The organism is Paraburkholderia sp. OAS925, assembly GCF_040543975.1.
Lineage (GTDB): Bacteria > Pseudomonadota > Gammaproteobacteria > Burkholderiales > Burkholderiaceae > Paraburkholderia > Paraburkholderia graminis.
The window spans coordinates 1,310,239-1,325,829 of record NZ_JBEUNO010000001.1 but is presented as its reverse complement, the minus strand read 5'-3'; the positions used below and the strand labels follow the sequence as shown (position 1 = coordinate 1,325,829).

Genomic DNA, 15,591 nt, shown 5'->3' with positions numbered 1-15,591 from the left:
TCAACGAGGCTCCGAATCCCGCGATGGCTCGGCGAGCGGCGCAAGCCATTCGTCGACCGCGCTTGCCAGTCCTTGCAGGTCGTGCGAGGTCTGCGAATACGGCGCATTGTCGAAAAGCCACGAGCCGCGCGCGAATGCTTCGGGCAGCGCGGCGTCGGCATGCAGACGGATGACCGGCGCCGCACCGGGACCGAGCGCGGCGGACAGCATGGAGAGCGCGTCGCGCTGCATCTCGCGCGCCGGGTTCAGGCGGTTCAGCACGAAGAGTGACTCGTTGCGCGCCGCCCGCAATTGCGGCAGATGGCGTGCGAGCGTCGCGAGCGGACCGGGCTCGGGCGGTGTCACGCAGACGATCAGATCGGCGCAGTAGAGCGCCTGCGCCGCATGCACCGACGGATAACGCGGCGTGTCGATCAGCACGACGCCTTGCGCGGGCAAGTCGATGCTCGCGAGCGAGTTCGCGAGCCACGCGGGTTCGTCGGCGAGCAGTTGGCTGATCGACACGAGGCTCGAAAGCGGCACGTCGCCGTGCGGGACGAACAGCACGCCGTCGTCATTGCGCCATGTATGCGCGTGCCAGGGCGCGCCGCTCGCGATGGCCGCGCCGATTCCGTCGGCGGGCAACTCGTCGAGCCCGAGGTGCGGACCAAGCAGGTTTTGCGGATCGAAATCGACGGCGACGACGGGACGGCCGCGGCGCGCGAGCAGCACCGCGAGCGCCGCAGTTAGCGTGGTTCGTCCGGCGCCGCCCGCCGTGGAGAGAATCGCGATGGTTTTCATTGGACGGACGACGCTCCAGTCGCGCGTTCTTCTTCAGCGGCCGGCGCGGCAACGGCTTGCGGCACGAGACGGCCCTTCAGCACGAGCGCGGCGGCGTCGAACGGGACTTCATGCCGCGGATCGAAGCGGCGCGTGGCGCGCATGCCGGAACGTCGGCGAAAGTGCTGCCAGACGATCCACAGCGGAATCCCGCCAATCATGCCGATGCCGAAGCAGATGAGGAAAAACAATGTCATAAGGCCTCCTGCTTGCGCAGTGGCATGGCGGCCGGCTCGGCGCGGCGGCGACGTGGGAGTTGCGCGGCGGCGTGTTCGGCGGCGGCGGGTTGCGGCGCGTGGTCGGCTTCGTCGGAAGGCAGGCTGTGTGAGTTGACGGCGCTGGCAGACGGGGCTTGCGCGATGTGTTCAGTCACGCCCGGTGTCGTGGCTTCTGCCGCGGTTTCTTGCCGGCTTTCTGTCGGGGTGTCCACCGGGCGTTGCGATGCATCCTGCGCAACAGCAACAGCCACAGCACCAAACAGATCGCTAAAGTCGACATTCGGCACGCGGCGCTCCTCGATGCGCAGCCGCTCGATCTCCGGCAACAACTGCTCGCCGGCGATCAGTTGCCTGCTTTGCGCGAGCGACTCGACCGGCACCTGAAAAATGCGCGCCAGCGATCCCTGCGCATCAGCCAGCCGGCAAGCGAACAGGAACACATAGAGATACGCGCCGTCGGCGGTGAATACATCGCCATTGCGCACCGGCCGACACTGCCGCAGCGCGTCCGCATGCGCGACTTCCGGCTTCAGCAGCAGCTTGACCAGCACATGCGGCAGGTTCAACGACAAGCCACGCCCGAGCACGTTGCTCACGTGATCCGCGAAACGCGCCACGGGCAAATAGCCGCAGACGGCATCGCTCAGCGCAGCGGCGAGCGCGGCGCGGTAATCGGCGGCGACCGGGCGCGCGTTGAGCTGCCCTCTTAACGACTGCATCAGCGACTGCATCCGCGAAAACGGCACGTCGCGTCCGATCACGAGGTTCGCGCCGAGATTCAGCACGAGCAGCTCGAACTGATGACGCAGCACCTGGCCGCGTTCGACCAGCACGATCTTCAGCGCGCGCCCGCACGTACGGCGCAGCGTGTGGATGGTCTCGCACAGCGTCTCGAGCTGATCGCCGCCGCTGTAGTCGAGCACGACGCTCGCCGCGCGCGCGCCAAGGCTCGCCTTGAGCGCCGCCTGCAAACCGTCGACGATCTCCCACTCCGCTGGCACCCACGGTTCATCGCCGACGGCTTTGCGCGTCGCGATCACGCGCATTTCGTCGCGTGCGATGCGTGCGTCGGCACGGCGGCAGGCTTCGGTTTCCTCGGGCGCGACCATCAGGCGGCCGGCGTTCGTGAAGCGCAACGCACGCACTTCGCCCGCGGCGAGCGCCGCGCGGCTGCGCCAGAAATCGACATGCCACAACAGTTCGCCGTGAGTCGGCTGCAATCGCGCGACGCCCTGGCAACTGGTGTGGAACGCGTCGCGCTCGGGATCGCGCGCCTCCTGTTCGAGCTGCTCTTCGATCGCTTCGGAATCGAGCGGCAGATCGTTCGTGGACGCCGCCGCGCGCCCGGCCAGCAGCACGAGCGTGATGTTGCGCGTCTCGCACCAGTCGGCGAGCACGCGGCCTTCGTAGGCGAGATCGTCCGGACGGTCCCAACTGAACCAATGCTCCGCGCCTTCGACGAAGAAAACGCTGCCTCGCCTGAAGCCAAACGGCTTCAGCGCGCGCAGCGCGCCGTAGAGACGCGCCAGCGGCCGTGCCGCGGCATCCGTCTGCGCGCCGCCCGCGGCGGCGTCGCTCGCGGACTCGCGCGGTCTTAGCGTCACGACGTTCAGGCGCGCCGGCAGATCGCCGCCGCCTTTCGCGTGCAAGCGCGCGAGCGGCGCGTCGCGTGTGGCGGACAGCACAAGCGTGACCGAGCGCGCGGCGCAGTCGCGGGCGCTTTCGAACAGCAGCGCGTCGGCTGCCGGGGTGCCCGCGATGCCGTACACGAGGTACACGCTGCCGGGCGCCAGTGTCGCCCAGCTTTCGGGCAGGCCGTCGAGCGCGAGCCGGTCGGGCGCCTTGTTCGGCGCAACCAGGCGCCTGAAGCCGGCGCCGAGCGCGCGCAGCGTCGACACCGACGAAGCCGCGTTGCCCGGCCGTTGGCCGGAATGTCGTGGATCTGACGTTGCGGGTCGCATGCCGTGCCTCCTCAATAGCTCGAATACAGACGCGTCGGCGTCGGCGACAGGCTCGTATCCGGCTTGCGAGCATCCAGGTTGTAGCGCACATAGACCATCGCGGAGCTCGGTGCGTAATCGTGCGAGCGGTCGATGTCGAACAGCAGCCCGGCCACCAGATGCGGACTAAAACGGTGTTCGACGACACCGGTCAGGCCGTAAAGGAACGACACGCCGCGCGTCGAGCTCGCTCCATACACGTTGTTGCTGTTGCTCAGCGCCGCCGGGTTCAGGGCCGCCGACGCCGGCAGACCGTTCGGATAGAACGGAGAACTGCGTTCATACGAGTTCGACACGCCGACCGTCGCGGTCAGATCCCAGCGCCACGCGCCGCGGCGGCCCTGCCATTCGACCGGGAAACCGAGCGACAGATAGCGCTGCGGGCTGTAATAGCCGCCCTGGCCGAAAGTGTAGAACCGCAGATTGTTCGCATAGTGCCATGCATTGCCGACCACGCCGGTGCTGACTCTCATGTCGGCGCGCTCGAAGACCGGCACGGTCGCTCCCGTGCGGAGCGTGACGCCGGTATTGGAAGCGACGTTGCGGCCGGTGAACATCCCGGCGCCGACGTCGGCGAACAGGTTCACGCGGCCGACGTCGACGGAAGAATGCACATCCAGCCCGTCGCGGCGCACGCCGCCCCAGACCGCGCCCGTCCACGGATCGCGAAGCCCCGCGTACGACAGTTCACTGCTGGTTTGCGGCCGCCGCGACAGATTGACGGTGAAGCTGCTGTCGTCGCCGGCCATGCGGTAGCGCACGCCGCCCACGAGGTAATGCACGGGGAAGCCGATCGGCGTCGTGCCGAGATCGAACCGCAGATTGTCCGACCGGTAGCCGATGCCGCCGCCCGCACCGGTCGCATGCTGATGGAAGCTCGCCACCGCGGCGGTGCTGCTATCCGTCAGCGCCGCGTGCGTGCCGAGCGTGTCGAGCAGGCTCGAATCGGAGCTGCTCAGCGTGCCCGCATCGAGATTGACGACGTCGACATGCGCGAACACATGTCCGTCGTAACCGACCGGCAACTGCGCATAAATCGGCACCTGCTGCGCGTGATAGTTCGAGATGCCCTCGTCGCCGGACTTGTAGGCCGGATACCACGCTGCTTCAATCGACGGATCGCGGCGCTGCTCCAGATCGCTCAACGCCACTTGCGCAGGCGTGCCGTTCGGGCCGGGGCTCACGCCGGCGCTGCGCTCCTGCACCTCGGACTTGCGATACAGCGCCGCCGCGTCGTCGTAGCGGCCGAGATCCTCGCTGATACGCCCCCGCTGCGCAGTCACGTCGTAACGGTCGGGAAACGCGCTCGCCAGTTCGTCGGTCAGCGTCTGTGCTTCATACGGCCGGCGCAACGCGGCCAGCCGGCGCGCCGCCGAGAGCCGCGTGTCGATGTCGTCCGGCGCGCTTTGTTCGACAACGCCGTGCACGAGATCGAGCGCCTCGCGGCGCTTGCCGCTTTCCTGAAGCACGCGGGCCAACGCAAGCTGCGCATCGGGATCGTCGGGATGCTCGGCGAGCAGTTTTTCGAGCGTCGCGCGGGCGCCGGCGAATTGGCCCTGCGCGCGCTGCAGATCGGCGACCTCGAGCGTGTAGCGCGGATCGCGCTGGCCTTCTTCGTCGACGGCCGCGAGAACCGCCGCCGCGCGCCGGTAGTCGCCGGCGTCGATCGCGGCGTCCGTCCGGCGCAGCGCAAGCCGCACCGACTGGTCCTGCAGCCGCGCGCGCTGTGCCGCGGTCAACGCGGCGTCGTTGCGCAGGTCGCGCAGCCACGCGTCGAGTTCGTCGTCGCGATGCGCGGAGCCGAGCAGATCGCCGTAGCGCAGCCTGACGTCGTCGTCGGTCTGTTGCGGGTGCGCCTTCATCCAGTCGGCAAGGCGCGCGAGACCGCGATCCGGCTGGCCCATGTCGATTTCGAGCGAGCCCACCGACGCGGTCAGGTTCGCGTCGTCGGCGCCGAGCGTCGCGGCTTGATCGAGCGCGGCTTTGCCCGCCTGCGCGTCGCCCGCGGCATACGCGGCGCGCGCCGTGACGAGCGCCTGTTGCGCATCCAGATTGCGGCCGAACGCGCGCATCGCATCGGTCTGGTTCGCGGCCGGTACGCTCGCGAGCAACGCGCGCGCGCCGGCCAGGTCGTCCGTGGAATTGCGGTAGAGCGCGGCGGCGTAATGCATTTCCGGCGAATCGGAAGCCTTGAGCCCTTCGTCCATCACCGTGCGGCCGAGTTGCGGCAGGCCGAGATCGCGGTAGATGCGAGCGAGCGCGAAACGCGTCCACGGCGAATCCGGTGCTGCGCGCAGCGCCGCTTCGTAACGGTCGATCGCCTGCGCGCGCAGGCCCTGCTGCGACAGCCGCTCGGCTTGCGCCACCAGATTGTCCGCGCGAATCTGCGCGAGTTCTGCGCGATCCGCCGGCGCGCGGAAGCGGTTTTGCACGGCATCCAGCAGCGGCCCGATGCGTTCGTCGCGGCCGGTGTTGTCGAACAGCGTCGCAGTGCTGCGCACCGTCGCGAGGCTCGGATCGCGGGCGCTCAGCAATTCCTTCAGCAAGGGCTCGGCGTTCGCCCAATCTTTTTGCGCAAGCAGCGAGTCGGCGAGCACCAGCTTGGCGTCGGTATTCGAAACGTTCATGGCGAGCGCCTCGCGCGCCAACCGCGCGGCTTCGTCCGGCCGGCCGGCCGCCGCGGCTTGCCGCGCGCGGGTGAGCGTGGCCCAGAACTGCGCGGTCCGGGCGAGGCCTGTCCACTTCGCGCGATTGTCGGGCGCGAGTTGCGCGGCGCGCTGAAAGAGCTTTTGCGCCTCGTCCTGGCGGCCCTCGCGCATGCGCAGCAGACCGAGGCCGCCGACCGCCTCGGCGTCATCGGATCGCGCCTGCGCGGCGCGTGTCAGCAGCGGATCAGCGGCGGCCAGATCGTTGCGCGAGAGCAGCGCGAGGCCGCGCTTCTGCGCGATGTAATCGGGATTGCTTTCGAGCCGGCGTTGGGCGTCGAGCTTGTCTTTGACGACGGCGAGGCGGTCGTGGAACTCGGTGTCGTCCGGCGCGAGCGCGACGTAGGCGCTCAAGCCCTGCACATAGGCCGGGTCGGGCCCCGCGGACTGCAACACGCGATGCCACAGGTCCATCGCCGCGCCGTGGTCCACATCGTTGCGGGTAGCGAGCGAACGGGCGATGCGCTCGGCCTCGGGCCGCGTGTCGCTGCTGCGATTGAGCAGGCCGGCGAGCGCCATCGCGGCTTGCGCGTCGGCGGGATCGGCGGCGAGCCGCGCGCGCAGCGCGGCGACCGCACGCACCCGGGCCCTCCGGCGTGCCGGCGACGATGCTGTAGTACTCCGCACCGAGCGGCCCGGACGGCGCGCCGTGCGGGAACAGCGCCTCGAGGCGCCGCGCGGCTTCTTCGGACTGACCGCTGCGCGCGAGCAGGCGGATCGTGGCGAGCTCGCCGCGGCCGCTCGTGGCCACGCGGAATTCGTCGTCCGACTGTTGCGCGAGTTTGCTGCCGGGCGCGGCCTGGTGCAGCTTCGTCAACGCCGCCTGGGCGGCCTGCGCCTGTCCGAGGCGCAAATTGATGCTCACCAGTTCGGCGAGCAGGACAGGCGATTGCGGAGCGATGAGCAACGCTTTGTCGATTGCCTGCTTGGCGAGGTCGTCGCGACGCTTGGCGCTCCACAGCCGCGCGGTTGCGTACAGCCGGGAGATGTTGGCGGAATCGGCGGCTGAGGCGGCGGGGGTGGGGTTTGCGGTGCTTGGGGTGGCGGTGGTGGTGATGCTGGTTGCGGCGTTACCGCTGGCCGCGGTGCTGGCTACGGCGCTGGCGCTGGCGTGCGCTGCGGCGCGGGCGCTGGAATCGGCGCTGGCGTGGGCTGCGGCGCTGGCGCGAGCGTGGGCTGCGCCGCTCTTGCTGACCGCGGCACTCTTGCTGGCTGCGACGGTTGCGCTGGCCGCTGCCGCGCCGCCATTGCGCGTGCCCTTGCCCGCAGACCGCGCAGCGCGTGCTTGTGCCGGCTCAGCCGGCTCAGCTGGCGCCGTCGACGCGGAACCGGCAGCCTGCGCTGCCGCCTCCTGCGCGGCAACCGCATGCGCGAGCGGCGGCATGCCGCACGTGAGACCGGCCAGCCACAGCGCGCGCGCAATTCGCGAGCGCGCGCGAACAGCGACGGTTAGCGTTTCGCGGGACGGCAAACAGAGCTCCAGGGCAAGTCGAGCGACCCATCGGCCGCAAAGCGATAGCGGCCATCGCGCCAGCCGAGGCCGAACAGCGTCAGCACGCTCGTGTAATAGCCGGGCGCGGTCTGCGCATCGAGCTGGTCGACCCGCGCGGACTGCCGGTCGGCAATCGGCGTCTCGCCGCGCGCGATCAGGAACGGAATCGCCGCAGCCGAAAAGCCCGCGTTGCCGTCGTTCGCTCCGGGTTTCGCGTCGGTCGTATCGATGCGCTCCGGCGGCGCTCCATGCTCCGCGACATAGCGCGCGAACGGCGTGAAATGATTGAGCAGCCGGCTTTTCAACGGATCGTTGCCGTTCAGCATGCCGATCCACAAGTACACGCGAATCGCGTTGTACGCGCTCTCGGCATGCGTCGCTGGATCGGGCAAAAAGCCCTTGCCCGCGCGATAGAGCGACCAGTCGGGCGAAAAACCCTGCGGCGCCGAGCCGACAAGCATGCGCGCCGACGAATCGACAAGCGCCTGCCAGCGCCTGTCCGAAGGCAGCGCGCTAGCCAGGCCGCGCAGCACCTGAACCGGCGCGTAGCTCGGATTGACGCGCCACAAATCGGCCTCGGGATGAAAACCCGTCGGCCCCGGCAACAGCGTGAGGCCGAGCGTCGGCACGCGCGCGGTCTCCTCGTCGAGCACGCGCCTGGCAAGCGCCGCGCCGCGCGCCGTGTAGCTGCGCTCGTTCCAGACACGCCCCGCTTCGAGCAGCGCATAGGCGATCCACAAGTCGGCGTCGGACGCCGCGTTGCTGTCGAGCACGCCCCATTTGCCGTCCTGCCCTCGCCCCCACAGCCACGCGGGCAGATGGGCCGTGAGATCGCCCTCGGCCAGATTGTTCTCGGTCCAGTGCAACAGACGATCGAACGACGCGCGGTCGTTGGCGACAAGCGCAAAGAACAGTCCGTACGATTGGCCTTCGGAGACGGTGCGGTCGTCGTCGGAACCGACGTCGATCACGCGGCCGTCCGGCGAGACGAACTTGCGCCTGAACTGTTCCCACGCGGGCCAATCGGCGGAAACGGCGAGTACCGTGGATTGCGCGCCGCCGGCATTGTCGAAGGCGCGGAAAGCCTGGGCGGGACAGGCGGCGGTGCCGGTCGCGCCGGCCGCCGACGTAGCAGCGGAAGAAGTAGCCGAAGTACCAGCCGAAGCAGCAGCGGAAGAAGCGGCCGAATTAGCAGCCGAAGAAGCAGCCGAAGAAGCACCCGAAGCCGCGGCCGCAACACTCGCCGGCGCCAGCGCCACACCCGCGGCAAGCCACGCCAGCACCGCGCCGCACACACCCGACGCGACGCGACGCGCGGGACGTGCCCATGCCACGCGCGCAACGCCGACAGACGGCGACTGCACGCCGTTCGCGCGAACCTGAACTGTGCGCTTCACCATCAGAGACCCCGGCGGCGCGCCGCAAGCTCCTGGAGTGCGACAAAGGCGCCGATCGCCAGCAGCAGACCGCCGAGCGCGCCCAGCAAGCCGAGCACGACCGGATGCCTGATCGCGCTGCTCCAGATGCGCGCATACCACGGCACGTAGCCGACCAGATAAGTTTCGCCGACGCGCAGGCTGTCGATCTGTCCGTCGCGGACCAGCGCGAGATCGCCTTGCAGCCGCGACACGCTGTCGCCGCGTTCGAACACATCGAGCATGTCGGTCAGATGCGCCGGGCTCGTCGCCTGCATGACGACCACGCTGCGCCCCTTGGTGCCCGGCTGCTGGAAGCCGAACAGCGCGGCGAGCGCGCCGTCCTGCTCGAGCTGTGCGCTGCCGCCGGCGACGGGCGCGCCGTTACGCCAGTGCTCCTTGACCGAGAACGACGCGCGCACGGTGCCACTCGGTGCGCCTGAGCCGCCCGCGCCGCCGGCCGCGCCTTGCAGCGCGCCGAGCGTGAGCGGCAGCGCCGCTTGCCACGGCGTTTGCGCAAGCACGCCGGGCGAGCCGCCGACGAACAGCATGTCCTTCGTTTGCGCGAGCGACGCAACCGCCGCGGGTCGAATCACTTGCACGCGCAACGACGGGTAGCCGGTCCATTGACCCATGTGGCCCATCATCGTGAGGAATGCTTCGAGTTCCTCGGCGCCGGCATGCGGCGGAATCACCACCGCCGTCTGCGAAAGATCGGCATAGCGCGTGAACGGAAAGCCGCTGTTGGCGAAGAACGCAAGGTTCGGCATCTGCGCGTAGTGCACGAAATGCGAGAAGTCGATCGTCGAATCGGGGTCGACTGCGGCCTGCACCGGATTCGCCGCGACGCCCTGACACAGGCCCGTCTTTTGCGAATCGAGGTTAAAGCGCAACTGCAACTGGTTCGAACTGCCGACGCGAAACGCCGGAATGTCGATCGAGTTGGTCGAGTGGCTCGGCTGGTCCGAGAGCACCGGCAACTGCATGCGCCCTTGCCCGTCCTCGGCGCTCGCTTTCGGCAGACGCAGCGACTTGACGAGCTGATCGTTGATGTTGACGGCCAGCGCGGAATTATTGACCACCGTCGGCGCGGTATAGCGGTAATGCAGGTCGAGCGGAACGCCCGTGCCGCTCCACGAAAACAGGTCCGCGGGCACGCGCAGATTCACGCGGATCGCATCGGGATTACTGCCGCTGACCTGCAACTGCGCCGGGTCGTCGACGAGTTCCTTGAACGTGACGGGACGGTCGACGGGCACCCAGCGCGGCGCATCGTAAGGCTTGCGCGGCTCGCCGATGTCGATATGCGCGACCGTCGTCGCCGGGCCGGACAACGCGGCACGGCCGAGCACGAGCGCATCGACGGCGCGCTCGACTTCGGCCGCGTCGCGGCCCGTGACGACGAGCAGCTTCTTGTCCTGCGCGGCGGGGTTGTCGACGACCATCAAGGTCGGGCCGGCGGGCGCGGGCAGCTTCAGTTGCGCAGGCAACGAAGACGCGACGCCGATCACGACGCCGTGGCTGTCAGCGGGAAGCCCCGACACCACCGGAAAGCGCGCCTGACGGTAATCGGCCAGCATGCCGAACCAGGACGCCAGGACGCCGGCGCTGCGCACCGTCTCGTTGTCGGGATTGGCGGGCAACAGGAACGGCAAACGCAGGCGCGACACGTCGCGGCGGTCGAAGAACGGCGCGGGCAGCAGCGCCAGATCGTTCGGCAGACGGACCGCCGACGTTTGCAGAATCAGTTCGCTCGTCGGGCTGATGTCGGCCCACAGCGCGGAGTTTTGCGGGTCTTCGCAGTGATCGAGCGTGTAGTGCGCGATCAGGTTCAGGTTGAGCTGGTTGTAATCGGTGAAAAAGCGCGGGTCGAGCACGATGTCGCGCGTGACGGCCTGCCCCGCCTGCTCGCGCTCGAGCGGCACCGTGGCGACCGACTCGCCGTTTACCGACACCTTGATGTGCGACATCGGAAACACGAGCGACGGCGAATACGTGTAGCGCAGGCGCAGCGTCGCGGCCGTCACCACACGGTCGAGCCGCACGCCGACATTGACCGTGCGGGTGTCGTCGAGACCGCGCAGCGCCAACGTCTGATAGGCGCCGAGCATGGAGAACGGCAAACGCAGCGCGCCAGCGCTCGTTGCGGCGGACGATCCGCCCACGGCGGCAGAAGACGCAGATGCCAGCGGCGCGGCAGCGAGCTTGCCGGCGATTCCAGCGGAAGCAGCCGACGCAGCAGCGGAAACCGAGGACGCGTCGGTTGCGGGCACAACCGTTGTGCGCGCCGGCGCTTCGCCGCCACGCGCGGCCACCGACATCGACGGATAGATAGCCGCTGCGAGCGCGCATGCGCCGGCCACCAGTGACACACAGAACGAGACAGCAGGCTTCATGAACTGATCAGACTCTCGCGCCCCCGCAGCACAATTGCTGGCAATGCTGTGGCAAAGCCAATTCCCTGGCCGGGATGCTGATGGGATAGAAGGAAGGGGCAATAATAAGACAACAGAAGGTAAGGTCACACTGCTTTACGTCACGGCAGCCGAAAACTGGAGCGCAAATCTCAAAATGATGCCGCACGATGTCGCGTGCGCGAGACAGTAGCAGCGCGAACACCCGGCGGCCACACAGACAGAGGCCCGTGTGGCATGCTTCTGCGGATGTCCAGAATGAACCGATCGATGCGCCGCCCGAACGATCCGCCGCCGTCTCCCGTCGCTCCCAAACGCAGCGGAGTCTTGCGCGGACTGTTCGCGCTGCGGCACTCTTATGACGGATTCCTTACGACCCTGCGTGAGGAAAGCGCATTCCGTCAGGAAACCGCGCTCGCCGCGGTGTTGATGCCGTTTGCCTTGCTGCTGCCCGTCACGCCGGTCGAACGCGTGCTGCTGATTTCGTCGCTGCTGCTGGTGCTGCTGGTCGAGTTGCTGAATTCGAGTATCGAAGCGACAATCGACCGCATTTCGCTGGAGCGGCACGAGCTTTCAAAGCGGGCCAAGGATTGCGGCAGCGCGGCGGTCACGTTGTCGCTGCTGATCTGCGCGACGGTCTGGCTGCTGCTCGCCGGGCCGGTGGTCGTCAGGCTGGCTGAGGCTTATCTTTAGTTTTCTTTGAGCTGGCTCCAGAAGCCGCGCGCAAGGCGGGCCCTCCCGGAAGCCCGCCCATCAGTCGACATTCGACGTCAAGCCACTTGCAGCGGCGAAGCGTCGCGCGCCGGCAATACGGGACGGCGCGTGTCGGCACGCGACAGCGAGCGGCCATCCGCGGCTCCGGCCGACTGAGCGCCATCCACGCGAAACACCGCCACCGCGTCGCGCAAAACCGCCGCCTGTTCTTCCAGCGATTTCGCCGCCGCCGCGGCCTCCTCGACGAGCGCCGCGTTGTGCTGCGTGACCTCGTCGATCTGCGAGACGGCCTTGTTGACCTGCTCGATGCCGTCGCTCTGCTCGAGCGCAGCCGCTTCGATCTCTCCCATGATGCCGGTCACGCGCTCCACCGACTGCATCGCCTCGTGCATCGTGCGGCTTGCCTCGGCGACGAGCGATGCGCCCTGCTCCACCTGAGCGGCCGAATCGCCGATCAGCTCCTTGATCTCCTTGGCCGCCGCGCCCGAGCGCTGCGCGAGGCTGCGCACTTCCGAGGCCACGACTGCAAATCCGCGCCCCTGCTCGCCGGCGCGCGCCGCTTCGACGGCCGCGTTCAGCGCGAGAATATTGGTCTGAAAGGCAATGCCCTCGATCATGCCGATGATCTCCGTCACCTTGCGCGACGACTCCGTAATGCCGTCCATCGTTTCGGTCACGCGCGACACGACCTTGCCGCCGCGCGTGACAGTATCGAGCGCGCCATGCGCCAGCCGGTTGGCCTGCTTCGCGTTGTCCGCGTTCTGCTTCACCGTCGCGGAAAGCTGCTCCATGCTGGCCGCCGTCTGCTGAAGCGCCGCGGCCTGCTGCTCGGTGCGCGCCGACAGATCGGTGTTGCCCGACGCGATTTCGTTTGCGCCCTGCGTGATGGCCGTGGTGCTGCCGCGCACTTGCGAGACGGTTTCGACGAGACCGTCGCGCATCTTCGTCAACGCGCTCAGCAACTGGCCCATTTCATTGCGCGACTGGCTCTTGATCGCCACCGTCAGATCGCCTGCGGCCATGCGCTCGAAGTGCTTGACGGTCGCGTTGACCGGCTTGATCAGCGCCGCCGACAACGCGATGCGCGCCGCGACGCCCACCGCGATGGCGAGCGCGCCGATCGCGGCGAAGAGCAGCGTCGCCATCTGGAAACGTTGCTCGGCGGTCGCGGCCTGGCGATGCTGATTCTCGATCTGCGCGTGTTCGAGTGCGTCGATGGCCTTCGAATACGTCGCATAGAACGCGTTCGCCGTCTCGCCCTGAATGTTGCGGAACGTGTTGAAGTCGAAGTCGGTGAGCGCCTTGAACTCGAGTTCGATCGCCTTATCGACGAGCGCGCCGCGCGCCTGTTCGACGTTCTGCGCGAGCTTCTGCTCGGCGTCGCTCGCAAACGGGCCGGCCATGTAATTGCGGAAGTCGTTGTTCGACTCGACCAGCACCTTGTGCGCGGCGGGCAGCAGATCGTCGGTCTGCTTGCCGATGCTAAAGAGCGTTTGATACGAGCCCAGCGCCAGTTGCACTTGCAGGAGCTTCTCCGAGCTTGCCTTCAGATGCGAGAGCGCCGACGCGCTGCGCTGCGTGTCGGCGAGGCTGCTGTTGGCGAGCTTCAGCGCGCCATAGCCGACGCCGATCACCGTCAGCAGAAAGGCAACGAATACGCTGATGACCAGCGTCAGGCCGCCACGAATTGTGATGTTGTTTAGCATGGATTCTCCGGAACGGTCTTGTCGATCCGCGGCGAGTGCGTGTTGCCCCGCGTTGTCCGCACTTCGCCGCATCCAGTCTTAACGGCTCGCGGCAAGCTCGCTGAATAGGTGAAATCCATGACTGGCGCGGCTTTCCGGGCCATTCTCGCCTCACTATCTGGGATAGTCGGCGGCATCGGCGAGCCCGGCGCTTTTCCGGGCGCGCAAGGTTTCGTTTGTATAATTCGGCGTCTTCGCTCAGGCCCACTTTCATGCTTAGTTTTGCGCTCGGCTTTCTCGTTTCACTGCTGATCACGCTGTTGATCGTGCGCTACGCGCATCTGCATGAAAAATTTTCGACGGACACCGATCTCGCCGGCGTGCAGAAATTCCATGTGCGTCCGGTGCCGCGCATCGGCGGAACGGGCATTCTGCTCGGGCTGATCGCGTCGGCGGTGCAATTGCACGGCGCGTACCCTGCCGTGTCGGGCGGCATCCTCGGACTCATTGCGTGCGGCATGCCGGCCTTCGGCTCGGGTCTCGTCGAAGACCTGACCAAGCGCGTGTCGCCGCTCGCGCGTCTAATCTGCACGATGGCCGCCGCCGCGCTCGCGTACTTTCTGCTCGACATCGCGGTGACGCGCATCAGCGTGCCGCCGCTCGACTTTCTACTCTCGTATGCGGTGATTTCGTGCGCGGTGACGGTGCTCGCGGTCGCGGCGCTGGCGAACGCGATCAATATCATCGACGGCTTCAACGGCCTGGCTTCGATGGTCGCGTTCATGATGTTCGCGTCGCTCGCCTACGTGGCCTTCCAGGTGCACGACCCGATCGTGCTGTCGGCATCGTTCATGATGATGGGCGCGGTGCTCGGCTTCTTCATCTGGAACTTCCCGGCGGGTCTGATTTTTCTCGGCGACGGCGGCGCGTATTTCATCGGCTTCATGCTCGCCGAACTGTCGATCATGCTGGTGATGCGCAATCGCGATGTGTCAGCGTGGTATCCGGTGCTGCTCTTCATGTATCCGATCTTCGAGACGTGCTTCTCGATTTACCGGAAGAAGTTTATTCGCGGCATGTCGCCCGGCATTCCCGATGGCGTGCATCTGCATATGCTCGTGTATAAGCGGCTGATGCGCTGGGCAGTCGGCACGCGAACCGCGCGCGAACTCACGCGGCGCAATTCGCTGACGTCGCCTTATTTGTGGCTGCTGTGTTTGATCGCAGTGGTGCCGGCTACGCTGTTCTGGCGGCATACGCTGCATCTGTTCTGTTTCGTGGTGGTGTTCGCGGCGACTTATGTGTGGCTCTATGTGAGCATCGTGCGGTTCAAGTCGCCGCGGTGGATGGTGGTGAGGAAGACGAGGCGGTGAGCGCAGTGCACAGGTCCCCGTGTCAGCGGATTTATCCGGCCTAGCTCTGGCCGCGCGCGCGGCCCTCCTGGATGCGTTGCCGGTGCTCAGCCAGCGCCTCCGGACGAGTGTCCGCATGCCGCAATATAACGTCCGCGATCTTGGGAACGGGCAGGCGTCCCGTCCCCGTACGCGCAAACTGCTGCTGGCGCACCCGCAGATGCCGGTAAAGTTCACTGCGCTCAAGCAACACCGCGGGAAGCGCAGGGGCGACCATTACGGCTTCATGCGAAAAGACACCGAGCCCTTCAACGATCCACAGCCGCGGAGGAAGCAGGCTGCGCAAAAACCGCACCTTCGCTGCATTTTGCTTCAAGGGCGAGGTGCGCACGAACCGCTGCCCATCAACCGTCGTGAGCGTCAACGTGTCGTCGGTTTCACCGTGTGTGACTACCCCTGCCCAATGCTTTGTTTCGACCACGAAGACTCCGAACGGCGCGATCGCCAGATGATCGATTTCAGCAGTCGGAAAGTCGCTCCCCGGTGCGTGGATTAGAACGAGGCCATCCAATACCAGCCAGTCATCACCGCACAGTCGCGTGAGGTGCCAGCGCAGTTCGGCTGACACCTCCCTCTCTCCTTCTTCCCCCCGCTCCTGGGCAGGTGCCGCCCGCGCTTCGCGAGCGTCGTCGTCCGCGAGACGTTGCTGGCTGAAGCTCAGATACGCGTACAGCAATCCAATCGCGAGCCCGAGGATTTTCTGGATCAGCATGCTGG

The 15,591-nt window shown here is 67.2% G+C and carries 9 protein-coding genes and 1 pseudogene; 2 read left to right on the top strand and 8 right to left on the bottom strand.

The annotated features are described in order from the left end of the window. The 6 genes and pseudogenes from bcsQ to bcsB form a co-directional block, all read right to left on the bottom strand. The gene (gene bcsQ, locus ABIE53_RS05725) at window positions 1-780 is read right to left on the bottom strand and encodes a cellulose biosynthesis protein BcsQ (protein WP_192700149.1); all 780 of its coding nucleotides are present in this window, start codon (window positions 778-780) and stop codon (window positions 1-3) included. Then, window positions 777-1,016 carry a hypothetical protein gene (locus ABIE53_RS05720; RefSeq protein WP_035570544.1) on the bottom strand — a complete coding sequence of 80 codons (240 nt, stop codon included), beginning with the start codon at window positions 1,014-1,016 and terminating at the stop codon, window positions 777-779. Before ABIE53_RS05720 ends, bcsQ begins: the two co-directional genes overlap by 4 nt. Next, window positions 1,013-2,998, bottom strand: coding sequence for a cellulose biosynthesis protein BcsE (bcsE, locus tag ABIE53_RS05715; protein ID WP_192700148.1), 1,986 nt, complete (start codon window positions 2,996-2,998; stop codon window positions 1,013-1,015). Before bcsE ends, ABIE53_RS05720 begins: the two co-directional genes overlap by 4 nt. 11 nt (window positions 2,999-3,009) lie before the next feature. Then, a pseudogene (locus tag ABIE53_RS05710) lies at window positions 3,010-7,126 on the bottom strand (cellulose synthase subunit BcsC-related outer membrane protein). Window positions 7,127-7,191: 65 nt separating this feature from the next. Further along, window positions 7,192-8,634 carry a cellulose synthase complex periplasmic endoglucanase BcsZ gene (gene bcsZ, locus ABIE53_RS05705; protein WP_192700146.1) on the bottom strand — a complete coding sequence of 481 codons (1,443 nt, stop codon included), beginning with the start codon at window positions 8,632-8,634 and terminating at the stop codon, window positions 7,192-7,194. Beyond that, window positions 8,634-11,045: a cellulose biosynthesis cyclic di-GMP-binding regulatory protein BcsB gene (bcsB, locus tag ABIE53_RS05700; RefSeq protein WP_192700145.1), complete on the bottom strand. Its 2,412-nt coding sequence runs from the start codon at window positions 11,043-11,045 to the stop codon at window positions 8,634-8,636. The genes bcsZ and bcsB overlap by 1 nt, the downstream gene beginning before the upstream one ends. Before the next feature lie 276 nt (window positions 11,046-11,321). On the opposite strand from bcsB, the gene ABIE53_RS05695 reads away from it, so the two are divergent. Next, window positions 11,322-11,756, top strand: a complete 435-nt coding sequence (locus ABIE53_RS05695) for a diacylglycerol kinase (RefSeq protein ID WP_376914799.1) — start codon at window positions 11,322-11,324, stop codon at window positions 11,754-11,756. A gap of 77 nt (window positions 11,757-11,833) precedes the next feature. Here the strand turns inward: ABIE53_RS05695 and ABIE53_RS05690 are convergent, their stop codons facing one another. Continuing rightward, window positions 11,834-13,483, bottom strand: a complete 1,650-nt coding sequence (locus ABIE53_RS05690) for a methyl-accepting chemotaxis protein (RefSeq protein ID WP_006048614.1) — start codon at window positions 13,481-13,483, stop codon at window positions 11,834-11,836. Between the two features lie 251 nt (window positions 13,484-13,734). Between ABIE53_RS05690 and ABIE53_RS05685 the strand changes: the two genes are divergently transcribed. Further along, window positions 13,735-14,835: an MraY family glycosyltransferase gene (locus tag ABIE53_RS05685; protein ID WP_107707233.1), complete on the top strand. Its 1,101-nt coding sequence runs from the start codon at window positions 13,735-13,737 to the stop codon at window positions 14,833-14,835. Between the two features lie 40 nt (window positions 14,836-14,875). Here the strand turns inward: ABIE53_RS05685 and ABIE53_RS05680 are convergent, their stop codons facing one another. Then, window positions 14,876-15,586 carry a nuclease-related domain-containing protein gene (locus ABIE53_RS05680; protein WP_035570542.1) on the bottom strand — a complete coding sequence of 237 codons (711 nt, stop codon included), beginning with the start codon at window positions 15,584-15,586 and terminating at the stop codon, window positions 14,876-14,878. Between the last annotated feature and the right edge of the window lie 5 nt (window positions 15,587-15,591).